Source organism: Halioglobus japonicus (genome assembly GCF_001983995.1).
In the GTDB taxonomy this organism is placed as follows: Bacteria; Pseudomonadota; Gammaproteobacteria; order Pseudomonadales; family Halieaceae; genus Halioglobus; species Halioglobus japonicus.
The window spans coordinates 24,125-45,597 of record NZ_CP019450.1 but is presented as its reverse complement, the minus strand read 5'-3'; the positions used below and the strand labels follow the sequence as shown (position 1 = coordinate 45,597).

General features: G+C 59.4%; 19 protein-coding genes, 1 tRNA gene and 1 pseudogene. 10 read left to right on the top strand and 11 right to left on the bottom strand.

The window, feature by feature from the left end; genetic code table 11:
* Positions 1 to 5 precede the first annotated feature (5 nt).
* Positions 6 to 554 (top strand): hypothetical protein, encoded by a 549-nt coding sequence (locus BST95_RS00220; protein ID WP_146004254.1) that lies wholly within the window; start codon positions 6 to 8, stop codon positions 552 to 554.
* Here the strand turns inward: BST95_RS00220 and gad are convergent.
* The 4 genes from gad to BST95_RS00200 form a co-directional block, all read right to left on the bottom strand.
* A complete protein-coding gene (gad, locus tag BST95_RS00215) occupies positions 551 to 1,912 on the bottom strand; it encodes a glutamate decarboxylase (protein WP_084197670.1) in 1,362 nt (453 codons plus the stop codon). The genes BST95_RS00220 and gad overlap by 4 nt on opposite strands.
* Before the next feature lie 56 nt (positions 1,913 to 1,968).
* Positions 1,969 to 3,654, bottom strand: a complete 1,686-nt coding sequence (gene aspT, locus BST95_RS00210; RefSeq protein WP_084197669.1) for an aspartate-alanine antiporter — start codon at positions 3,652 to 3,654, stop codon at positions 1,969 to 1,971.
* 148 nt (positions 3,655 to 3,802) lie between these two features.
* Complete coding sequence (gene nhaC, locus BST95_RS00205) at positions 3,803 to 5,287, bottom strand: Na+/H+ antiporter NhaC (protein ID WP_084197668.1); 1,485 nt, start codon at positions 5,285 to 5,287, stop codon at positions 3,803 to 3,805.
* Between the two features lie 556 nt (positions 5,288 to 5,843).
* A tRNA-Leu gene (locus BST95_RS00200) sits at positions 5,844 to 5,930 on the bottom strand.
* A gap of 133 nt (positions 5,931 to 6,063) precedes the next feature.
* On the opposite strand from BST95_RS00200, the gene rnr reads away from it, so the two are divergent.
* The 6 genes from rnr to rplI all read left to right on the top strand — a co-directional run bounded on the left by rnr (position 6,064) and on the right by rplI (position 11,534).
* Complete coding sequence (rnr, locus tag BST95_RS00195) at positions 6,064 to 8,397, top strand: ribonuclease R (protein ID WP_084197667.1); 2,334 nt, start codon at positions 6,064 to 6,066, stop codon at positions 8,395 to 8,397.
* 68 nt (positions 8,398 to 8,465) lie between these two features.
* Complete coding sequence (rlmB, locus tag BST95_RS00190; RefSeq protein WP_084197666.1) at positions 8,466 to 9,236, top strand: 23S rRNA (guanosine(2251)-2'-O)-methyltransferase RlmB; 771 nt, start codon at positions 8,466 to 8,468, stop codon at positions 9,234 to 9,236.
* A 197-nt stretch (positions 9,237 to 9,433) separates the two neighbouring features.
* Positions 9,434 to 9,871 carry a 30S ribosomal protein S6 gene (gene rpsF, locus BST95_RS00185; RefSeq protein ID WP_066059588.1) on the top strand — a complete coding sequence of 146 codons (438 nt, stop codon included), beginning with the start codon at positions 9,434 to 9,436 and terminating at the stop codon, positions 9,869 to 9,871.
* Positions 9,872 to 9,889: 18 nt separating this feature from the next.
* On the top strand, positions 9,890 to 10,117 hold the full coding sequence (rpsR, locus tag BST95_RS00180) for a 30S ribosomal protein S18 (RefSeq protein ID WP_066059591.1): 228 nt from the start codon (positions 9,890 to 9,892) through the stop codon (positions 10,115 to 10,117).
* A 33-nt stretch (positions 10,118 to 10,150) separates the two neighbouring features.
* On the top strand, positions 10,151 to 11,032 hold the full coding sequence (locus BST95_RS00175) for a hypothetical protein (protein WP_084197665.1): 882 nt from the start codon (positions 10,151 to 10,153) through the stop codon (positions 11,030 to 11,032).
* Positions 11,033 to 11,084: 52 nt separating this feature from the next.
* Positions 11,085 to 11,534, top strand: a complete 450-nt coding sequence (gene rplI / locus BST95_RS00170; RefSeq protein ID WP_084197664.1) for a 50S ribosomal protein L9 — start codon at positions 11,085 to 11,087, stop codon at positions 11,532 to 11,534.
* A gap of 122 nt (positions 11,535 to 11,656) precedes the next feature.
* On the opposite strand, the gene BST95_RS00165 is transcribed toward rplI, so the two are convergent.
* Together BST95_RS00165 and BST95_RS00160 are read right to left on the bottom strand one after the other, a co-directional pair.
* Positions 11,657 to 12,232, bottom strand: a complete 576-nt coding sequence (locus BST95_RS00165; RefSeq protein ID WP_084197663.1) for a hypothetical protein — start codon at positions 12,230 to 12,232, stop codon at positions 11,657 to 11,659.
* 3 nt (positions 12,233 to 12,235) lie between these two features.
* On the bottom strand, positions 12,236 to 12,793 hold the full coding sequence (locus BST95_RS00160; RefSeq protein WP_169843796.1) for an NAD-dependent epimerase/dehydratase family protein: 558 nt from the start codon (positions 12,791 to 12,793) through the stop codon (positions 12,236 to 12,238).
* Positions 12,794 to 12,940: 147 nt separating this feature from the next.
* Here BST95_RS00160 and dnaB point away from each other — a divergent pair, with 147 nt between their 5' ends.
* The gene (gene dnaB, locus BST95_RS00155) at positions 12,941 to 14,356 is read left to right on the top strand and encodes a replicative DNA helicase (protein ID WP_066059603.1); all 1,416 of its coding nucleotides are present in this window, start codon (positions 12,941 to 12,943) and stop codon (positions 14,354 to 14,356) included.
* A 192-nt stretch (positions 14,357 to 14,548) separates the two neighbouring features.
* Here dnaB and BST95_RS00150 read toward each other — a convergent pair whose 3' ends face one another.
* The 3 genes from BST95_RS00150 to BST95_RS00140 all read right to left on the bottom strand — a co-directional run bounded on the left by BST95_RS00150 (position 14,549) and on the right by BST95_RS00140 (position 16,705).
* Positions 14,549 to 14,842 carry a GIY-YIG nuclease family protein gene (locus tag BST95_RS00150; RefSeq protein WP_084197661.1) on the bottom strand — a complete coding sequence of 98 codons (294 nt, stop codon included), beginning with the start codon at positions 14,840 to 14,842 and terminating at the stop codon, positions 14,549 to 14,551.
* 140 nt (positions 14,843 to 14,982) lie between these two features.
* Positions 14,983 to 15,534 (bottom strand): replication protein P, encoded by a 552-nt coding sequence (locus BST95_RS00145; RefSeq protein WP_229801899.1) that lies wholly within the window; start codon positions 15,532 to 15,534, stop codon positions 14,983 to 14,985.
* Positions 15,535 to 15,565: 31 nt separating this feature from the next.
* Entirely contained in the window at positions 15,566 to 16,705 is a 1,140-nt protein-coding gene (locus BST95_RS00140) for a DnaT-like ssDNA-binding domain-containing protein (protein WP_084197660.1), read from the bottom strand.
* 62 nt (positions 16,706 to 16,767) lie between these two features.
* Here BST95_RS00140 and radA point away from each other — a divergent pair, with 62 nt between their 5' ends.
* Positions 16,768 to 18,150 (top strand): DNA repair protein RadA, encoded by a 1,383-nt coding sequence (radA, locus tag BST95_RS00135; RefSeq protein WP_084197659.1) that lies wholly within the window; start codon positions 16,768 to 16,770, stop codon positions 18,148 to 18,150.
* A gap of 144 nt (positions 18,151 to 18,294) precedes the next feature.
* Here radA and BST95_RS00130 read toward each other — a convergent pair whose 3' ends face one another.
* Positions 18,295 to 18,573, bottom strand: coding sequence for a PilZ domain-containing protein (locus BST95_RS00130; RefSeq protein ID WP_084197658.1), 279 nt, complete (start codon positions 18,571 to 18,573; stop codon positions 18,295 to 18,297).
* A 157-nt stretch (positions 18,574 to 18,730) separates the two neighbouring features.
* Between BST95_RS00130 and BST95_RS00125 the strand changes: the two genes are divergently transcribed.
* Positions 18,731 to 19,750, top strand: a complete 1,020-nt coding sequence (locus tag BST95_RS00125) for a YVTN family beta-propeller repeat protein (RefSeq protein WP_084197657.1) — start codon at positions 18,731 to 18,733, stop codon at positions 19,748 to 19,750.
* Positions 19,751 to 19,805: 55 nt separating this feature from the next.
* Here the strand turns inward: BST95_RS00125 and ettA are convergent.
* Positions 19,806 to 21,469: pseudogene (gene ettA / locus BST95_RS00120) on the bottom strand (energy-dependent translational throttle protein EttA).
* Positions 21,470 to 21,473: the final 4 nt, after the last annotated feature.

The window sequence follows — 21,473 nt, the reverse complement described above, 5'->3', positions numbered from 1 at the left end:
GTGACGTGGCGCCACCGCTAACGGCTCCCACGACGGACACTGCAGCCTGCCGCACGTTTAGCGATAATCCGTACGTGCCCGGTGATGTTCCCGCCGGCACTTGGGTTGTGGGGCCTGGTATCGAATATGACGATGTGGGTTCAGGCGCGCCGTTTGATCGCGATGTGGAATTCACCGGGACCAGCCTGACTATCACCTACGGGTCTGAATTGGCCGACGGTGATTTTTACCTGTTCACCGATCTCGTCTCCACTGTGCCCGGTGAAATCATTACCCATGTCACATTGGTGGGCGATATGGACGCAGGAGTGTCGGTTGCGTTTGATTCCACCAGCATCGGTCTGTCCGTGGAAGATAAGGGCCGCCTTGGCCGCGAAGGCCGCGTCACGTTCAATATTGAGCTTAGCGACCCTAATGCGCCGGATGCCGCGCCCGCACACGCTCCTGAGGCGCAGGCCACTCCCGCGACCTCGACAGGTGCGCTTGCTTTTCTCGCAGTGCTATTGCTGCTGGTTGCTCGCCGCCGGATTCGTCGCCAGCCACCTTTGCGCTAACACTTGTGTGACGAGTGCGCGTGCAGCTCGGGCGGTTTGGCGGTACCTCCGAATTCAGCGAGGTAATCGCAGGCTGCGATAATGTCGTTGGCCAGTTGTTCGACCACAGTACGATTGAGATGCGGGCGCACTACAATCCGCAGTGAGTTAATGGACTGTGCATTGGGTGGCATGGTGTACGCCGACAGTACCCAGCCTTTCTCGCGCACCTTGTAAGACACATCGAATTCGTTAAAGCGCGTGATGTCGTCATTCAGGGTGAGCGCCACCACCGGAATGCGTTGAGTCTGGTTCATGATTTCAAAGTAATCACTGTCGACCAGGCGATCGCGCAGGTAGGCAGCGTTTTCTACCGTCTGCTGCATGATACGAGTGTAGCCTTCCCGGCCGTGGTGCAGGAACTTGTAGCACTGGGCGATGATTTGCCCGGCGTTGCGGCTAAAGTTGAGCGTGGCGGTGGCGGATTCGCCGCCGAGGTAGTTCACATAAAAAATGAGCCCCTCGTTGAAAATCTCCTTCTCGCGGAAAATCACCCAGCCAATGCCTGGGTACACCAGCCCGAACTTGTGTCCGGAGGCATTGATGGAGGCCACACGCGGCAGGCGGAAGTCCCACTCGTAGTCGGGGTAGAGGAAGGGGTTTACGAACCCGCCGGAGGCGCCGTCGATATGCAGCGGGATGGAGATGCCGGTTTTCTTCTCGTACTCATCGAGCCAGTCGTGAATGGCCTGAATGTCGTCGTCCTCGCCGGTAAAGGTCTGTCCGGCAATGGCCACTACGCAGATCGTGTTCTCGTCGACATATTCATCCAGATGCTCGGCGGTGAGCCGGTAGTTGCCGGGCTCCAGCGGGATGATGTGATCTTCCACGTCGAAGTAACGCATAAACTTTTTCCACACCACCTGCACATTACCGCCGGTGACCATGTTTGGCCTTGAGGTGTCTTTCCCCTCGGCTTTGCGCTTTTCCCGCCAGTTCCACTTGTGCGCCAGGCCCGCCAGCATACAGGCCTCGGAGCTGCCCACGGTGGCTGAGCCATAGGGCTCCTTGTCCTTGGGGCCGTTCCACAAATCGTGCAGCCACTTCACCATGAGCTGTTCCATGGCGTAGGTTTTCGGATACATGTCGTGGTCGACATAGTTGACGTGCAGGTGCTCTGTCATCAGGTCGCGTACCTCAGGCTCCATATATGTGGTGACAAAGCTCGATAGGTTTAACATGGGATTGGCGTCGGTCCACATGGCGGAATCCACCAGGGCCCGCGCGGCACTTGCGCTGATGGACTCCTGGGGAAAAGCATCCTGGGGAACCTCAATGTTGAACTCCTCATACACGGTCATTTTTTTGTCTTCAGACATGTGTTGTTTCCTTATACAAAAGTTCTGTTAGCAGTGGCTGCTCGGGCCTCCGTGGCTCAGGCAAGCATAAGCACGATGACCAGCCCCCAGAGAGTCAGTGTGGTGTTGGCGACGGCATAGGGTACGGTGTAGCCCAGCATGGGCACGTTGCTCTTGGCCACGTCGCCCACCATGGCGACCGACGCAGTGCTGGTTCTGGCGCCGCCGCAAGCGCCGAGGTTAATCGCGGGATCAAACTTGAAGATGTATTTGCCGATGAGTGGCGCCAGGAGCATGGGCACGGACGTGGCGAAGATGCCCCAGAAGAAAATGCCAAAGCCCACCTCCTGCAGGCCTGCGATAAACGTCGGGCCAGAGGTAATGCCGACCACGGCAATAAATACGTTCAGCCCGACAGAGTTCATCATCCAGAGGGCGCCGGATGGTACAGCGCCAAAGGTGGGGTGTACGCCCCTCAGCCAGCCGAGCAGAATGCCGGCGATCAGCGCGCCGCCAGAGGTGGACAGCGTGACGGGTACACCTCCTACGGGCAGGGTGAGCGCGCCGATCAGGCCGCCAATGGCGATGGCAAGTCCCACCCAGACCATATCTGTTTCGGAGCTGGGACGGTCGGCATAGCCCATGGCGTTAACCACTCGACTGGTGTCCTTGCGGGTGCCGACGATGGTCAGAATGTCGCCTCTGTGAATTTCTGTGAGGGGGAGGAGCGGTATCTCCACCGATGTAGCGCCGCGAGTGATCTTGTTCAGGTAGACACCGCGGGTGAACTTTTCGCGGGCCAGATCGATGATGGTTTTGCCGGCGTAGCCTTTGTGGGTAATCACGAGGTTGACCCGCTCCGTGGGCACGTCGAGCAGTTCGCGGTCCTCAACTTCCTGGTGGTTGTTGCCCAGCGCGACAATAACCTCGCGCTTGCCAGAGACGGCAACGATGTCACCAGCTTGAAACACGGTGTCTTCGTCGAACTCCAGAATAGTGCCATCGCGACGAATTCTCTGGGTGAACACCCGTACACCTTCGTGCTGGGCCTCGGCGTGGGCGATGGTCTTACCCACTGGCCACTCCTGGTGCAACTGGTAGGCGCGCATCTCTACCTGGTGCCAGGCGGTTTGTCCGGCCTCGGGTGGGTGGCCGCCTGACATTTCTCGCTCATAGCGCTTGCACTCTTCGGCCAGATCAATGCGCAGCAGCTTGGGCCCGAGCACTGACAGAATAAGCCCCGTGCCAATCGTGCCCCAGAGATAAACAACCGCGTAAGCCACCGGGATGTGATTGAGCATGGTCTGCTTTTCTTCGGAGCTGATATCCAGATTATTGATGGCATCGGTGGCCAGGCCTATAGATGCTGAAATGGTTTGCGAACCGGCTAGAAGTCCAGCGGCGAAGCCCACGTCATAGCCAGCGACGACGGCAGCGATATAAACCGATAGCAGGCACAGCACGGTGATGACGACAGCGAACAGGGCCTGGGGTGCACCGTCGGTAGCAATGCCGTGCACAAACTGAGGTCCCACGCCGTAACCGACGGCAAACAGGAACATGATAAAGAAGACGGATTTGACCAGTGGGTCGATCGTTATGCCCAGCTGACCCACCACAATGCCGGCCAGTAATACACCTGTCACAGAGCCAAGCTCAAAGTTGCCGATGCGAATCCGGCCAATGGCGTAACCGATGCCAAGTGTCAGAAAAATGGCGAGCTCGGGGTTGGAGCGCAGTGTGTCGAAGATGTACCCGAGCATCTGTGTGGCCTCAGTTTATGTTTGGCGTTTCCAAGGGTTATCTCTTCAAGTTAAGTTCACGATTTGGGTCTGTTCAAGTTCCGATCATCGACTTTGTCGACAGGTACCTGCAGGCGGTGCTACCTGAGTCGAACTGAGGCTCCCTGCCTTAAGTGATGTGTTGACGGGGCGGAGATTCAGGTTCTGGTGTCAGTTTATCGAGTTGCTTTATCTTGATATTGGCATAGCCGTATACGAGCGCAATGACAGGGTTAATCAGGTTGAAGAAGCAGTACGGCAGATAGCTCAGGGTGGCGACGGCCAATGTGCCTGCCATGAATACACCACAGGCATTCCAGGGAATAAGCGGTGATGTAAGCGTCCCGGCATCTTCGAGTGTGCGCGAAAGGTTGACTGTATCGAGATTGCGCTTGCGGTATTCCTCTTGCCACATCTGCCCGGGCAGTACAAGCGAGAGGTACTGATCTCCGGTCAGCACATTGACGCCGATACATGTCGTCATCGTGGTGGCGATTAGCGATCCTGTCGATCTCACCAGGCTCACCATGCCGCGCATGATAAGTTGTATGAAGCCGACCTTTTCCATGACGCCGGCCATCATCATTGAGCTGAGGACCAGCCAGACCATATTTACCATGGAACTCATGCCGCCACGAGACAGCAGTGAGTCCACGTCCTCGTTCCCTGAAGCGAGGACGAAGCCGTCGAACAGTACGAGCCAGAGCCCCTTGATGACCAGCATGGTCTGGCCCAGCTCACTGTCATTTACAAAGCGAGATAATGTCGGTTGCTGGAAGAGCGTCGCGAATAAACAGGCGAGCAGCGTACCGGCGGTGATGGCGAGCAGGGCCGGGACTCGCTTTATCGCCAGCACGAGCACGAAGACAATGGGTATGAGGTTGTACCATGCGATGTTGAAGCTGGAGTCCAGAGTGACAAGAAAACGCTCTACCTGGGCCTGGCTCTCGCTCTCGACGTTGGCGGTCAGGCCAACGATAGCGAAGAGTACAACGCTGATAATAAAGCTGGGTATCGATACCCATGTCATGTGCCGGATGTGGCTGAACAACTCGCTGCCAGTGACAGCGGGAGCCAGATTGGTGGTTTCTGACAGGGGCGACATTTTGTCGCCGAAGTAGGCGCCGGAAATGACGGCGCCTGCGGTGATCTCTGGCGAGAGCGAGAAGCCGTAAGCGACACCGATCAGGCCTACGCCCACGGTCGCCGCGGTGGTCCAGGAACTGCCGATGCACAATGAGGTTAGCGCACAGATCAGGCAGCACAGCGGATAAAAGTACTCAGCAGAGAGTATGTTCAGTCCGACATACAGCAGCGTTGGCACAGAACCTGACAGCATCAGGCTGCCGATCAATGAGCCAATGGATAAAAAGATGAGGTTAGTGCCAATGGTGCGCGAAGTGGCCTTGACGATATTGGCTTCGATTGCGTTCCAGCTCAAACCATTTTTCATGCCGATGACCGCACCCACAAAGCCGGTGAGCATTAAGGCTATCTGGGTCGCGCCCTGCAGCGCGTCGCTGCCAAACAGCGCAATAGCGCCGCCCAGCAGCACGACCAGCGTGGCGGCGATGATCATCGCATCAAAAAGGCTCAGGTCTTTGGTCTTTATCATTCTTCTGTCGCCCTGTACCGGGTTCGGCTCGCTCAGGGCCTGAGCGACAGCCGTAACCTTGGGATAAGGTACAGGTAACTCGCGCGCGGCTAAAGCGCGTTGCGATGATTTTTCGTCGCATTGAATGCCAACTCGCTGAATGTGCTGGACGTTGGGCAGGGCCTCAGCCTATCCGTATACAAGAAGCGGGCGGCCATGAATCCAAACTGTCGCTCGGCCAGGCGATGGCCGGCTTGCCCGGAGAGGCATGTTCGAGCTTTGCCGGTAACGGCCTGGGCGGAGCGCGCGGCTGATTGTGGATGACGCTGCCTGCAGATTGGATCACTACTTGGACGTTGTGTCAGCCGGTCGGAAGTCCGATCCCGGAAACGAAAAAGACCGAGCAAAATGCTCGGCCTTCTTTGAATTGGTGCTCAGGAGAGTGAGGCAAACGCTTTCATTGCGCAGCAATGAGTGCGGTTGAACGCCGCCCAGCTGTGCTGGGTGGCTTGAGTCCTCTCCTGTTAAACGAGCGGGCACAAAAAAAGCCAGTCAAGAGACTGGCTTTCTTGGAAATTGGTGCCCAGGAGAGGACTTGAACCTCCACGCCCTTGCGAGCACTAGCACCTGAAGCTAGCGTGTCTACCAATTTCACCACCTGGGCTTCAAACCGTTGCTGTACAACAGTTGAGGGCGCGCACTTTATATTTCGTGCGCGGCTTTGTCAATCCTCGTTTATAATGTTTTTACACGGATACTGAATCCTCCCAATAATCCTCACGGACGACCCCCAATCTATGGCCAAAAAAGGCAACATTGCCGACCCCCACGCAGCGCGCGAGGCCGCAAAATACGACAACCCCATTCCCAGCCGCGAGGTCATTCTCGATGTGCTGCGCGACGCCAATAAACCGCTGAATCACAACAAACTGGCCAAGCGACTCCAGTTGGCTGACGTTGAGCAGGTGGATGCCCTGTGCAAGCGGCTACGCGCCATGGAGCGCGACGGCCAGATTATGTCTGACCGCAAGGGCGCCTATGGACTTGTCGACAAGATGAACCTCGTGCATTGCAAAGTGCAGGGTCATCGCGATGGCTATGGTTTCGCCATGCCGCTGGAAGAGGGTGAAGACATATACCTCAGCGCCCGGCAGATGCACTTTGTGTTCGACGGTGACGAGGTGCTGGTGCTGGTCACCGGCGAAGACCGTCGCGGCCGCTTAGAGGGCCGGGTGGTGGAAGTGCTGGCCCGGGGGCTTACGTCTGTAGTGGGGCGCTACCAGGAGGAGAGCGGCATTGGCTTCGTGATTCCCGACAATGGCCGGCTCACGCACCAGTTCCTGATTCCACCCAAGGAAAAGAATGGCGCGCGCAACGGCCAGATTGTCACGGCCAGGATCACCGATTATCCCACCCGGCAGTTGGGTGCCAAGGCCTCGATAACCGAGATTCTGGGCGACCATATGGACCCTGGGCTGGAGATCGACGTGGCCATTCGTTCCCACGAGATTCCCTGGGAGTGGCCGGAGGCGGTGCAGCGTGAGGCGGCGAGTCTGGAAGATGAGCCCTCTGAAGCGGATAAGCGCAACCGCAAGGATTTGCGCAAGCTGCCTTTCGTCACGATTGATGGCGAGGACGCTCGGGACTTCGACGACGCGGTGTTCTGTGAGAAGCGCCGCGGTGGCTGGCGCCTGTATGTCGCCATCGCCGATGTCTCCCACTATGTGCGCCCGAGCATGGCCCTGGACGAAGAGGCGGCTAATCGCGGCAACTCGGTGTATTTTCCCGAGCGGGTTGTGCCGATGCTCCCTGAGGCACTGTCGAATGGGCTTTGCTCGCTCAAGCCCCAGGTCGACCGTCTGGCCATGGTCTGCGAAATGGAACTCAGTCGTGTGGGCAAATTGCTCCGGTATCAGTTCTATGAGGCGGTGATTCATTCCCATGCCCGGCTCACCTATACCCAGGTGGGCGAGGTGCTGGATGCAGGCTGGCATGCGGACGTGGATCCGGCCCGGGTGCCTGATCTGCTGTTGCTCCACGAGTTGTACAAGGTGCTGCGCGGGCAGCGCGACACCCGTGGCGCCATCGATTTTGATACCGTGGAAACCCGGATCATCTTTGACGCCCAGAAGAAGATCGAGTCGATTGTGCCGGTGGTGCGCAACGATGCCCACAAGCTGATCGAGGAGGCCATGCTGTGCGCCAATGTGGCGGCGGCGCGGTTCTTTGAGGCCAATGAATTGCCGATTCTGTATCGGGTGCATGAAGGGCCGAGTGAAGAGCGGTTGGAGGGTTTGCGCAGTTTCCTCGGTGAGTTGGGCCTGGATTTGTCCGGCGGCCCCAAACCGACGCCTCTCGATTACCAGCACTTGCTGCAGCAGGTGGCTGAGCGCGAAGATGCGCATGTGATCCAGACCATGTTGCTGCGCTCGCTGAGCCAGGCCCAGTATCAGCCGGACAACGGCGGCCACTTCGGCCTTCATTACGACGCCTATGCCCACTTTACCTCGCCCATTCGCCGCTATCCGGATTTGCTGGTGCACCGCGGTATTCGCGCGCTGGTGCGCTCCGAGCAGCCCGCCGAGGGTGTGCTGAGGGTGGAGGGTGCCGAGCCGATCCCCCGCAAGCGCATCTTCCCTTACGACGAGGCCGCTATGGTGGTGCACGGCGAGCAGTGCTCGATGACGGAGCGCCGCGCCGACGATGCCACCCGCGAGGTCAATGCCTGGCTCAAGTGCGAATATCTGCAGGAGCATGTGGGCGACGAATTCGATGGTCTGATCGCCGCTGTCACCAGTTTTGGATTGTTTGTAGAACTGCAGGACTTGTATATAGAAGGGCTTGTCCATGTCACCTCGCTACCGGGCGACTACTACAACTACGACAAGAACCGACAGCGCCTGATAGGTGAGCGCAGTGGTCGCACGTTTAAACTGGGTGGCAAGGTGCGCGTGCAGGTGGCCCGTGTCGATCTCGACGACCGCAAAATCGACCTCGAAATGATCGATACCCGCCCCCCCAAGAAGGACAAGCACCACAAGCCCAAGCCCGGTTCCAAACGCGATCCCAAACGCAAAGACAAAAAGAAACCAAAGAACAAAGGCAAAACCGGCCTCCGCCGCCGCTACTAACCCGCCTGGGGTCAGGTCTTATTTGTCTGAGAATTTTAAGGCCTCCCCAAAGGTTTTGAGAGAACACTATGCAGTACATATACGGATTCCATGCTGTCGACAGCCTGTTGCGCAAAGCGCCCAAGTCGGTGCAGCGGTTGTGGGTGCAGGAGGGGCGTGACGACAAGCGGATTTCTGCCCTGCTGGAGCTGGCCCAGAACCAAGGAGTGCCTATCGCCAGGGAGCCCAAGCGCGATCTCGATGCCATGGTTAGCGGACGACATCAGGGGGTAGTGGCGGAAACGCTGGATGAGCCGGTACACGGTGAAGTGCAACAGGCCAACCTGTGGCAGGAGGCGGACTTGCTGCGCATGGTGGAAGCCAAGCAGGAGCCAGTGCTCATTCTGGTGCTGGATGGGGTCACAGACCCTCACAACCTGGGGGCATGCATGCGTTCAGCCGATGCCGCGGGGGTGGATGCGGTGGTAGTGCCCAAGGATAAATCTGCCGACTTAACCCCCACCGCCCGGAAGGTGGCTTGCGGGGCCGGCGAGGTCGTGCCCTTTGTGCGGGTGACCAACATCGCCCGCACCCTGGAGGCCCTGCAGGAGCGGGGTGTGTGGGTCTATGGTGCTGCCGGCGAAGCTGAAAAACTTATATATGACAATGACTTAAAGGGATCAATGGCGCTGGTGATGGGGGCTGAGGGCGCCGGTTTACGCCGCCTTACCCGTGAGCACTGTGATTTCCTGATCAAACTTCCCATGGCGGGCTCCGTCAGCAGCCTGAACGTTTCCGTGGCCACCGGCATTTGCCTGTTCGAAGTGGTCCGCCAGAGAACCCAAGGGGCAGACCTCTAGTGTCTGAGGCAAATAAGACCTGACCCCAGGGTTGTCTGAGAAATTTGAGACCTGACCCCATGGTTTTTCGGGTGTTGCGTGGGGTGATTAAACTCTATACAATCCGCGCCTCAAAATTTGCCCGGTGGCTGTAAGCCGCCGATCTCCTTGCTGCACCACATTGCGATGGGCAGCATTAACCCGTAAGGAGCTACTGTATGCGTCATTACGAAATCGTATTTATGGTCCATCCGGACCAGTCTGAGCAAGTGCCCGGCATGATCGAGCGCTACTCCAACACCATCTCCAAGGACGGCGGCAGCGTTCACCGTCTGGAAGACTGGGGCCGTCGCCAGCTGGCATACCCCATCAACAAGATCCACAAGGCACACTACGTGCTGATGAACGTGGAAGCTTCCAACGAAGCGATGGAAGAGCTCACCACCACTTTCCGTTACAACGATGCTGTGATCCGTAACCTGGTGATCCGCCGCGACGAAGCCGTGACTGAAGAGTCCCTCATCATGAAGGCTGAGAAAGAGTCACGCGAGCGTAAGAGCCGTTACGAAGAGCGCAAGGCTGCTGAGGCAACTGCCGAAGAGAAGCCTGCGGAAAAAGCAGCTGAGCCGGCCGAAGACGCCGCCTCCGAAGAGTAATAGAGAGGAGTATTGAAGATGGCACGTTTTTTCCGTCGTCGTAAGTTCTGCCGTTTCACTGCTGAAGGCGTTAAAGAGATCGATTACAAGGATCTCGAAACCCTGAAGGCGTACGTTTCCGAAACTGGCAAGATCGTACCTAGCCGTATCACTGGCACCAAGGCCAAGTACCAGCGTCAGCTGGCCACTGCTGTGAAGCGCGCGCGCTTCCTGGCCCTGCTGCCTTACACGGATTCTCATAAGTAAGAATCTGTTTCCGCGCGGGTAATACGAGGCCTTATGAAGGCAATCGCTGAATTTGCCATGCGCGGGCGCTTCCAGGCTCTGCTCCTCACCGTAGGGGGTGCCGGAAGCATTCTGTTTTGTTGGATCAGCGCCGCGGTATTGGCACTGGTCACCCTGCGCAAAGGCGCGGGAATGGGAGCCCAGCTTTGGTTCTGGGCTCTGCTGCCCTCCGGCGCGGTGTGGTACACCTCCGGAGACAGCGGTCCGCTGACACTACTCACGGGAACTCTGGTTCTGGCGATGGTGTTGCGAGCCACGGTAAGCCTGCCCCTGGCGGTGCTTGCCAGTGTTGCCATCGGTGCGCTCTCGGGCCTAGCGATGTTGACACTGGGACAGCACTACCTGGACCAGATGGTGAGCGTGTTCGGCGAGTTTCTCGCCCAACTCGAGCAGAATCTGGCCCAGGGCGGCGAAGCAGTCCAGTTGCCGCGGCCCACCAACCTGCAGATTGCAGGCATGCTGGGCGCGGGAACAGCGATGACCTCGGTACTGTGCCTGTTATTGGCGCGTTACTGGCAGGCAGCGCTGTACAACCCGGGCGGCTTTGGCGACGAGTTCAGGGCACTCCGGTTCACCCCGGCGGTGGCTACTGGCATGGCACTGGCGGCCGCGGCGGTCTCTGCGCTGGGCGCTGAGTTCCGCACCTGGGCAGTGATATGTATGTTGCCGCTGAGCTTTGCAGGTCTTGCACTGGTTCATGCGCGCGCCCGATACCGCGGGCAGGGCACGGGATGGTTAGTGGCGTTTTACGCTATCTGGATCATCTTCGACCCGATAAAACTGATGGTGGTTTTCGTCGCCATCGCCGACAGCTGGTTTGATTTTCGCCAGCGTTGGGCAAAGCCAGGCAAGGACCTGGATCGCGGCGAAGACTGAGCAAGAATTTTGAAGTAGTGGGAGCACGCTCCCCAATAACGAGGAAAGTAAGATGGAAGTCATTTTGCTGGAAAAAATCGGCAACCTGGGTGGCCTGGGCGACAAGGTTGACGTTAAAGCTGGCTTTGGCCGTAACTACCTGATCCCTCAGGGCAAAGCCGTACCTGCCACTCAAGACGCCGTAGCGCAGTTCGAAGCGCGCCGCGCCGAGCTGGAAGCAGCTGCCGCTGAAACTCTGGCTGCTGCTGAAACCCGCGCTGAAGCGATCAACGGCCTGGAGCTGGTCACTATCGCCGCTAACGCTGGCGACGAAGGCAAGCTGTTCGGTTCAATCGGTACTCGCGACATCGCCGAGGCCGTATCTGCTGCTGGCGCTGCCGTGGACAAGGCTGAAGTTCGCCTGCCCGAAGGCGCGCTGCGCGAAGTGGGCGAGTACGAAATCGCCATTCAGGTACACAGCGACGTGACCGCCATGGTCAACGTTGCGGTTGTTCCCGAGTAAGGGACCTGCCTGCCCGCTTCGGCGGGGCTATCGAATAGAATGCACCGGCTGCTTTGCGGTCGGTGCATTTTTTGTGTCTGGCTGAAATGCAGGGTGGCCATCGACGGCCTGGCCCGTGCACTTCAGAACCTGGCCCGTACGCAGGCAATCTGCGCCTTGGCCACCGCGGCTATATCGCCCGGCTGCATGGTATCGGGCAACTCAAAGCCCAACTCCTCTTGCAATATCTCCCGCGCGTAGTCTGCAAAGCGCACTGTGCCGTCATCAGTGATGTCTTCGACCCCGTCGCGGCGGGTGGCGGCTCGCATCATCTCCACGGCCTCATCGCGGTCCCAGTCGGTGGCCAGGTCGAGTTGGATTTCACCGCGCTCGATCAGTACCGGGTAGCCGCCGGGTAAACCCAGCGGGGCCGGCGCATGGAGCCGGTGAGTCGCGCCGCTGTCATCCAGCAGTGCCAGCGCATTGCGCGCGGCAAGTATGCCGGTGGTCGATGAGAAAGCGGCGCCCGGCTCGTAGCAGTGATTGATGGCGCGATTAAGTAAGGCGCGGCTGTCACCGAACTGGCCTGTAATGTCTTCCCCCTGCTGGGATATGCGCAGCAAAAACGGCGCATCGTTGGCGTAGCCCGGCTCCCGGGGCGCCACCCAGTGAATGTGGTGGGCGACCAGTTTTACTTCCAGGTCTTCAGGGTCTGTCATGAGCTAGCTGGCTGCCAGGTGTTGGATGGCTGCGGCCATCAGCCCTACATTGCCGGCGCCACAGGCGGGCCAGACCAGCGCTTCCCGAGAACTGAAGCCAGTGATAATCGGAATAGTGATGTCGGGCAGGTTGCCCACCATCAGCCTGGCATTCGGGCAGTTGTTGGCCATGGCTCTGGCGACGGCCAGCGGGGCAGTCACCTGAATCGGCGTGAATGCACCCAGGCCCGCGGCGGAGAGGCGGGTGTAGTTGGGCAGTTGTTTGGTGGCGTCCCAGGTGATGGGAATGGCGTAGTTGATCACCAGTGCCGGCCGCTCACGGGCCAGAACAGCCTCTACCTGGCGCTGGTCCAGTACATCGATATCGCCATGGTGGCTGAGGCGGGCCCGGCAACCCGGGTCGGCCAGGCGGGTGTCGGTGAGAATGCGCGCGGCAATCTGGCCGAGTCGCTTCTCCGGGATGAGATCTGCCAGTGCGACATCCAGCCCGCAGCGGGTGAGCTCAGCGGCCAGTTGTTGCCCCACCCGTCCCGCACCACCAAAAATCACCACTTTTGCCATAGCGTTATCCATCCTGAGAATGCGCTAGTCACCATGGCTGGGCCGGCGGGCCCTCGCAAGTATCGCCGTGTTTTGCTTTGCCCTCGTGCCGACTTCCTTTATTCTGTGCAATCCGCTCAAAAAACTGTGCACAGGTAGAATTTCGCGATGTCCGAGCCGGACTTCCCAGACAACGTTGCTGAGCTGCCCTACAACCAGGACAGCGATATTGCCCGGATCAAGATGCAGCCCCACTCGCTGGAGGCAGAGCAGTCGGTGATCGGTGGTCTGCTATTGGCGGCCGAAGGCTGGGATTCCGTGGCTGAAGAAGTGGCCGCCAGCGATTTCTACAAGCCGGCGCACCGGGATATTTTCCGTGAAATTGCGGTGCTGGCCGATGCGGCCGAACCGATCGACGTGATCACCGTGGCGGATAAGCTCGAGGCCAAGGGGCAGCTGGAAGGCGCCGGTGGTCTGCCGTATCTGGCCGAGCTCGCTCAGAACACGCCCAGTGCCTCCAATATTCGCGCCTATGCCCAGGTTGTGCGTGAACGCGCCAGCCTGCGCAAGTTGATTGAGGCGGCCCAGGACATCGCCGAATCAGGGTTCAACCCGGAAGGCCGCAGCTCATTGGAACTGTTGGACGAGGCTGAGCGCCTGATCATGCAGATTGGTGAGCAGGGGCCCAAGACCGGCGGCCCCCAGGACGTCAATCCACTGCTGCAGAAAGCGCTCGGCAGGATCGAGGAGCTGTTTAATTCCGGCGGTGATATCACCGGCCTGACCTCGGGCTTTACCGACCTCGACGGCATGACCTCCGGCCTGCAGCCCTCCGACCTGGTCATTGTGGCCGGTCGACCTTCGATGGGTAAAACCACCTTCGCCATGAACCTGGTGGAGAACGCCCTGCTCGCCACCAAGAAGCCGGTGCTGGTGTTCTCCATGGAGATGCCCGCAGACCAGCTGGTGATTCGTATGCTGTCGTCGATCGGCAAGATCAACCAGACCCGTATTCGTAACGGCAAGCTCGAGCAGGAGGACTGGCCCAAGCTCACCACGGCGGTTAATAAGCTGAAGGACATGCCGCTGTTTATCGACGACACGCCGGCGTTGACCCCTACTGAGGTGCGTTCGCGGGTGCGCAAGGTCGTGCGCGAGAACAACGGCGAAATTGGCATGATCATGATCGACTACCTGCAGCTGATGCAGGTGGCGGGTTCCTCCGAGGGGCGGACGGCGGAGATCTCCGAAATCTCCCGAAGCCTCAAGGCCATTGCCAAGGAGTTCGAGGTGCCCATGGTGGCGCTGTCGCAGCTCAACCGCTCGCTGGAGCAGCGGCCCAACAAGCGCCCGGTAAACTCCGACCTGCGTGAATCCGGAGCCATCGAGCAGGATGCCGACGTCATCATGTTCATCTACCGGGACGAGGTGTACAACGAGGATTCCCCCGACAAGGGTGTGGCCGAAATCATTATCGGCAAGCAGCGTAACGGCCCCATCGGTACCTGCCGCCTGGCCTTTATTGGCGAGTTCACTCGCTTCGAAAATCTCGCCATGGGTTATGGCGGGGGCGACGACTACTAACGCGTACTGCGCTCCCCTCGTTTCCCCGCGGCGCCATCTCCCGTCATTCTTCCGAGTTGCCCACTGCGCCCTTCACCGTCATCCCTCCGAATTGCCCGGTACCCCCTTCGCCGTCACTCCACCGACTTGCCCAAAGCGCCCCTCACCGTCATTCCCGCGCAGGCGGGAATCCAGTGGGACGAAAACTATCTCTCACTGGATGACCTGATGCCATAGATCCATCCAATCGGGGTTCTTTTCCTCGATAATTCGCAGCTTCCAGCGCCGATGCCATTTCTTCAATCGCTTCTCCCTAGCTATCGCTTCCTCCATGCTCGAAAGAAACTCGAAGTAGACCAGTCGATGTACTGTGTATTTTTTGGTGAATCCTTCGGCGATGACGTTCCTGTGATGCCAAATTCTTTTGATTAAATCGGACGTGACTCCGATGTAGAGTGTGCCATTGCGGCGATTCGCGAGTATGTATACAGCGGGTTGCTTGGCCATTCCATGCCCTCCGTGGCTAGGTTCTGGCCAAGCATAACCACCAAAGCACTTGCCCGGTGGCGCAGGGGCGAAAAGGATGAAAGTGGGTTTTGTTGCCGGTTTTGTGGATCCCCGCCTTCGCGGGAATGACGGCAGCGGGGTTAGAGCCCGCTGCTTTCTCGCAGTTCTTTAAGGGCGGCGAGCTGTTCGTCGTTACTGAGTGGCTCGGGGGCGTGTTTCTCCAGGGCTTCGGGTGCTGGAATAGTCAGGCTTTCGCCGCGTAGCACGGCAGCGCAATAGCGCTGGTAGTGGCTACGAAATACCGGCCAGGTCAGGCGCTCTTCGTTGTTGGCCAGGAAAAACCATTCGCTGTCGCGCCCGGCAAGGTACACCGCCGGGTGGCTCCAGGCCTGAGCCGATTTGGGCGAGGGTGCCTGACAAGCTTCCACGTAGGCATCGTGAGGGGCGGGCAGGCCGAGCTCCACCAGGCCCGCCTGGCAGCATTCGATCATGCGGTTCAGGGTGGGCAGGTATTCACTGTTTTCAATGGCGTGCTTGGCGCCCTTGAGAATTTGCTCTACCGGGAAATCAGCGAGGGATTCCAGCCACAGGCGCTTTACCTGATTGAGCTGGCTGGCTTCGGAATAGGCCGCGAAGTACTGGTTGTGATAGTTCAGCCGAAACAGGGCAAAGACCTGGTTAATGGCCTCCACATGGGTGTCATCCGGCGTGCGCTGCCGGGGTTCAGCTTGCCCAGCTGGTGTCGTTGAGGTCGTCTTCGAGGCTTCGATCTCTTGTGCGACCTGTTGGATGAGTTCCCTGCTGTCCGCCATGGCTTTGATCCGATTGCTGTAATTGGTGGCGCTTGGCCCAGTGGTGTTTTACGTGCTGCAGAAATTTGCTGTTCCAGGAAGTGTGAGCCTGGTTGGTGTCCTTCCAGTACACAATGAATTCCGGCAGCAGTGACTTGGCAAAATCCAGATCGATATGCGACATGCGCAGGATATCGAACACGTCTTCACTGGGCTGCCAGTGATTAACGATACGCTTGGGCTCGGTGGAGTGCTCCAGGCCCGAGCTGTAGCGTGCCCATTGAATGCGAATGTGCTGGATGAATTTGGAGTTGAGTTCCTTGGGAGCGGCTCCGCGCTCACGCCAGTAGAGAATAAACTCGGGCACCGCCTGATCGATAAAGTCACGATCAATGCCGGAACGGGCCATGATCTCCAGGGCATCTTCGCTGGGGCGCCACTCGCGACCGAGGCGTTGCGGTGCCTTTACGTCGAAATCGGAGGCGTTTGAGCGGGTGGTCTGTTGCTGGTGACGCCAGTTGCCTAGCACGTGCTGGCGGAACTTGTTTTCCCAGGCGTGGCTGGTCTCGCCGCGTTCACGCCAGTAAAAGATGAAATCTTCCAGTTGATCCAGGGCAAACTGGCGCGGAATATTGTGATTGAGGGCGAGCATTTGCAGCAGGTCTTCGCTGGGTGACCAGTGCACGGGCAGCAGGCCAGCGCTGCGTCGGGTGGGGGCAGGCTCGTCTGCCATCGCCGGCGTTGGTGCGGGCGCTCGCTGTGCGGGTTCATTAAGTGCAAACAGCAGGTGATTGGCGCTGTGCAGCGGTGGCGATTCGACCAGGATGACACCCTTGTCGACCAGCGAGCGGCTGATACGGTGCAAATCCACGGCATTCCAGAAGGGCAGGGAATGCAGCAGGTAATCGCGGGAAATGTTCAGCCAGGCAAAGTTATCGCGCAGCTGGGCATCGCGATGCTCGAACAGCTGCTGCAGGTGTTGCAGCAGAATGGCCTCTTCCAGCCCGATAGTCGCCGCCAGGCCGGGCGAGAAGACCAGCTGGCGTTCGGGAACTAGGGAAGATTCGGACATCGTTTTATCAGTTTTCGTGAGCTGTCTGATAGGATACCGCAGAACCTGAACCTGAGGCACCAATGGCCAAACAAAAAACAGCGTTCGTGTGCAACGAATGCGGCTCTGACTATGCCAAATGGCAGGGCCAGTGCTCCGACTGCGGCGAGTGGAACACCATTACCGAGATCAAGCTGGGCCCCGCCAAGGGCTCTGGCCGCGCCGGCGCCGGTGTCACGGCCAATCGCGCCGGCTTTGCCGGTGCCCTGGCCAGCGCAAAGTTGCTCAAGGATGTGGATCTCGACGATTTGCCGCGCTTCACCTCCGGTGCAGAGGAGTTCGACCGGGTGCTGGGCGGTGGCCTGGTGCCGGGTTCGGCGGTGCTGGTGGGCGGCCACCCTGGCGCAGGCAAGAGTACGCTGCTGCTGCAAACCATGTGTCACCTGGCCCAGGGCATGGAAGCGCTGTATATCACCGGCGAGGAATCCCTGCAGCAGGTGGCCATGCGCGCCCAGCGGCTGGGCCTGCCCACCGACAAGCTGCGGCTGATGTCGGAAACCAACGTCGAAACCATTGTCGCCGCCGCTGAGGAATTCAAGCCCAAGGTGCTGGTGGTGGATTCCATTCAGGTTGTGCACACCGCCGAAATCGCCTCAGCCCCGGGCAGTGTGTCCCAGGTGCGTGAATGTGCGGCCTATCTCACCCGGTTTGCCAAACAGACCGGCACGGTGCTGTTCCTGGTGGGCCACGTTACCAAAGATGGCTCGCTCGCGGGCCCGAAGGTGCTGGAGCATATGATCGACTGCTCCATCCTGCTGGAAGGCACTCACGATTCCCGGTTCCGTACCCTGCGGGGCCAGAAAAACCGCTTCGGTGCGGTGAATGAGCTCGGTGTATTTGCGATGACCGAGCAGGGCATGAAAGAGGTCAAGAACCCCTCTGCCATCTTCCTCGATCGCAGTAGCGAGCCTGCCTCGGGCAGTGCGGTGATGGTGGTGTGGGAAGGCACCCGGCCGCTGCTTGTCGAAATTCAGGCCCTGGTCGACGACAGCCAGCTCGGACATCCCCGACGCGTGGCGGTGGGCCTCGAACAAAACCGCCTGGCCATGCTGCTGGCCGTCCTACACCGCCACGGCGGCTTGCAGGTGGGTGACCAAGATGTGTTCGCCAACGTGGTCGGCGGTGTTAAAGTGTTGGAAACCAGCGCCGACCTGGCGTTGTTGTTGGCCATTGTGTCCAGCTACCGCGACCGCCAGCTCCCCCGCGATATGGTGATCTTCGGCGAAGTCGGCCTGTCCGGCGAAATCCGCCCGGTCCCCTCGGGCCAGGAGCGCCTGTCTGAAGCCGCCAAACACGGCTTCAAACGCGCCATCGTCCCCAAAGCCAACGCCCCAAAAAGCGCCATCCCCGGCATGCAGGTCGTCGCCGTCACCAAGCTCTCCGAAGCCCTCGCCGCCGTCGATTAGACAACCCTGGGGTCAGGTCTCAAAAGTCTGAAACACCCGTATTAGAACCCTGGGGTCAGGTCTTATTTTTCTGAAACATCTGTTTTAGAAAAATAAGACCTGACCCCAGGGTTGTCTGAGAAATTTGAGACCTGACCCCGTGGTTTAGTCGAGGCGGGCGAGTTCTTCCTGGAGGGTGGTGGGATCCATGTGTTGTTCGAGGAGGGCACTCAGGGGTTCGATATTTTCGCGGTCGACGTGTTGGACTTTGAAGCCCAGGCGCATGGATTCGACGTGCTGCAGGTAGGCGTGTAATTCCAGGTCGGTGCCGTCTTCGAGTTTGATGATTAGCGTGAAAGGCTCGTTGTACTGGGCGTCCCAGAGGTCGGGCTGGTCGGTGGACACGCCGTTCAGGGAAATGTCGATGGTGCGCTGGGGCCACATGCTGCCCCCTGGTGGACTTCAACCGGGAGGTCAATGGCGACGCGGGTGAAAATGCGGCGCTCGCTGCGGATATCGCTCATGCTGCTACTCTTGTTATTCGATGTGTGGCGCCACTATAGCGTAGTATGTGAGCCGTCGCGACAATCGGAATTTCACTATGATCAAGCCCCTGTCACAGGCCCTGTGCCTCTCGCTGTTGGCGGTTACTACGCAGGCCCAGACCTTGCTGGTGGCCAATAAGAGCGAAGCCAGTGTCACCCTGTTTCAGTTGCCTGAAGCGGAGGTAGTGGCCACGCTGCCCACAGGCGTCGGGCCCCATGAAGTGGGCGTGTCTCCGGATGGTCGCCAGGCGATTGTGACGGACTATGGCACCCGGGATGCGGGCCCCGGCCAGTCGCTGACGATTGTCGATGTGCCCGCGCGCAAAGTGCTGGGCACTCTGGCTCTGCCCCAGGGCAGCATGCCCCACGGTGTGGAGTGGATCGATAACCAGCACGCGGTGATTACCGCCGAGGGCATTGCCAGCGTGCTGGTGGTGGATGTCGATGCGATGGCCGTCACCAGCCAGGTCGCAGTGAATCAGCAGGTGGCGCATATGCTCGCCCTCGATGCAGCCGGCCAGCGGGTATATACCGCGAATATCGGTTCAGGGACGGCCACGGCGGTGGATTTGAAAGCGGCCGCCAAACTCAAGGATTTGCCGTCAGGGGCGGGGAGCGAAGGCATTGCGCTGGCCCGTGACGGCGCCGAGCTGTGGGTGACCAACCGGGCTGCGGATACGGTGACCGTGTTTGATACCGGTAGCCTCGAGCAGCTTGCTGCCATTCCCGTGCAGGGTTTCCCGATTCGGGCGGAAGCGGATGCCGCGCGGGGTTTGGTTTATGTCTCGTTGCCCGCAGCGGACGCGTTGGTGGCCATTCATGTGGCCAGTCGTAAGCAGGCCTGGCGGATCGATTTTGACATTCCCCCGGACCACACCCGCAAGACGTTGTTTGGCGACCGCCTGCCGGGCAGTTCTATTCCCATCGGCGTGCAGCTGTCAGGCGACGGCAAGCATTTGTATGTCGCCCATACCAATTCCCACGTGGTCAGTGTGTGGGATGTCGATACCCGGGAGCGGGTGGGGTTGATCAAGACCGGGCTGGAGCCCGATGGGATGGGGTGGTCGCCGCGCTAACGGCGACCCCAAGTGCCGCGCTCGGGCCGTGGCCCGGTGCGCGGTGAAAGCACGCTTACTTGAGTGCGCGATACTTGATGCGGTGAGGCTGGTCCGCGGCGGCGCCGAGGCGCTTTTTGCGGTCTTCTTCGTAGTCGGTGAAGTTGCCTTCGTGGAACACCACGCCGCCGTCGTCTTCATAGGCGAGGATGTGGGTGGCGATGCGGTCGAGAAACCAGCGGTCGTGCGAGATCACCATGGCGGAGCCCGGGAAGGCCAGCAAGGCTTCTTCCAGGGCGCGCAGGGTTTCTACGTCGAGATCGTTGGTCGGTTCGTCCAGCAGCAGCACGTTGGCGCCCTGCTTCAGCAGCTTGGCCAGGTGCAGGCGGTTGCGCTCGCCACCGGAAAGGTCCTTCACGAACTTCTGCTGATCAGAGCCCTTGAAGTTGAAGCGCCCGCAGTAAGAGCGTGAGTTCACCTCATAGGTGCCGATGCGGATGATGTCGTTGCCGTCGGAGAGTTCTTCCCAGACGGTTTTAGAGCCTTCCAGATCATCGCGAGACTGCTCAACGTAGCCCAGCTTAACGGTCTCACCGAGTTTCACTTCGCCGGAATCAGGGGTTTCTTCCCCCGCCATAATCTTGAACAGGGTGGATTTACCCATGCCGTTGGCACCGATAATGCCGACAATGGAGCCGGGGGCACCACAAAGCTCACGTCATCAAACAGCAGGCGATCGCCAAAACCCTTCTTGAGGTTGGTGACTTCGATCACGTTGTCGCCCAGGCGGGGACCCGGGGGAATGTAGATCTCGTTGGTTTCGTTGCGGCTCTGGAATTCCTGCGATTGCAGCTCGTCGAAACGGGCCAGGCGCGCCTTGCTTTTGGCTTGGCGCCCCTTGGGGTTTTGGCGCACCCATTCCAGCTCGGCCTTGATGGCCTTCTGGTGGGACGCTTCCTGACGGGCTTCCTGTTCGAGGCGCTTCTCTTTGGCTTCCAGCCAGTCTGAGTAGTTGCCCTCGTAGGGAATGCCGCGGCCGCGGTCGAGTTCGAGGATCCAGCCGGCGGCGTTGTCGAGGAAGTAGCGGTCGTGGGTAATGGCCACCACGGTGCCGGGGAAACTCTCGAGGAAGCGCTCCAGCCATGCCACGGATTCTGCATCCAGGTGGTTGGTGGGCTCATCGAGCAGAATCATATCGGGGTTGGAGAGCAGCAGGCGGCACAGGGCCACGCGGCGGCGTTCACCACCGGAAAGGGTGGTGACGTCGGCGTCCCAAGGCGGCAGGCGCAGGGCGTCGGCGGCCACTTCCAGGCGGTGGTCGAGGTTGTGGGCGTCGGTGGCCTGGATGATGTCTTCAAACTCGGCCTGCTTCTTGGCGAGGGCGTCGAAGTCGGCATCGGGCTCGGCGTAATCGGCGTACACCTTCTCCAGCCCCGCCAGCGCATCGATGGCGTCCTGAACGCCTTCTTCCACGTTGCCGCGCACATCTTTTTCCGGATCCAGCTGCGGCTCCTGGGGCAGGTAGCCGATCTTGATGCCGGGCTGGGGGCGCGCCTCACCGATAATGTCGGTGTCGATACCGGCCATGATTTTCAGCAGGGTGGACTTACCGGCGCCGTTCAGGCCCAGTACGCCGATCTTGGCGCCGGGGAAGAACGACAGGGAGATGTCCTTCAGGATTTCTTTCTTGGGCGGCACGATCTTGCCGACACGGTTCATGGTGTAAACGTATTGGGCCATGGGC

Coding starts and splice junctions, on each gene's coding strand:
- BST95_RS00125 (WP_084197657.1), top strand. CDS start 18,731: ATGATCAAGCCCCTGTCACAGGCCCTGTGCCTCTCGCTGTTGGCGGTT.
- gad (WP_084197670.1), bottom strand. CDS start 1,912: ATGTCTGAAGACAAAAAAATGACCGTGTATGAGGAGTTCAACATTGAG.
- aspT (WP_084197669.1), bottom strand. CDS start 3,654: ATGCTCGGGTACATCTTCGACACACTGCGCTCCAACCCCGAGCTCGCC.
- dnaB (WP_066059603.1), top strand. CDS start 12,941: ATGTCCGAGCCGGACTTCCCAGACAACGTTGCTGAGCTGCCCTACAAC.
- BST95_RS00160 (WP_169843796.1), bottom strand. CDS start 12,793: ATGGCAAAAGTGGTGATTTTTGGTGGTGCGGGACGGGTGGGGCAACAA.
- rnr (WP_084197667.1), top strand. CDS start 6,064: ATGGCCAAAAAAGGCAACATTGCCGACCCCCACGCAGCGCGCGAGGCC.
- BST95_RS00150 (WP_084197661.1), bottom strand. CDS start 14,842: ATGGCCAAGCAACCCGCTGTATACATACTCGCGAATCGCCGCAATGGC.
- BST95_RS00140 (WP_084197660.1), bottom strand. CDS start 16,705: ATGTCCGAATCTTCCCTAGTTCCCGAACGCCAGCTGGTCTTCTCGCCC.
- BST95_RS00175 (WP_084197665.1), top strand. CDS start 10,151: ATGAAGGCAATCGCTGAATTTGCCATGCGCGGGCGCTTCCAGGCTCTG.
- rpsF (WP_066059588.1), top strand. CDS start 9,434: ATGCGTCATTACGAAATCGTATTTATGGTCCATCCGGACCAGTCTGAG.
- BST95_RS00165 (WP_084197663.1), bottom strand. CDS start 12,232: ATGACAGACCCTGAAGACCTGGAAGTAAAACTGGTCGCCCACCACATT.
- nhaC (WP_084197668.1), bottom strand. CDS start 5,287: ATGATAAAGACCAAAGACCTGAGCCTTTTTGATGCGATGATCATCGCC.
- rpsR (WP_066059591.1), top strand. CDS start 9,890: ATGGCACGTTTTTTCCGTCGTCGTAAGTTCTGCCGTTTCACTGCTGAA.
- rplI (WP_084197664.1), top strand. CDS start 11,085: ATGGAAGTCATTTTGCTGGAAAAAATCGGCAACCTGGGTGGCCTGGGC.
- radA (WP_084197659.1), top strand. CDS start 16,768: ATGGCCAAACAAAAAACAGCGTTCGTGTGCAACGAATGCGGCTCTGAC.
- BST95_RS00130 (WP_084197658.1), bottom strand. CDS start 18,573: ATGTGGCCCCAGCGCACCATCGACATTTCCCTGAACGGCGTGTCCACC.
- rlmB (WP_084197666.1), top strand. CDS start 8,466: ATGCAGTACATATACGGATTCCATGCTGTCGACAGCCTGTTGCGCAAA.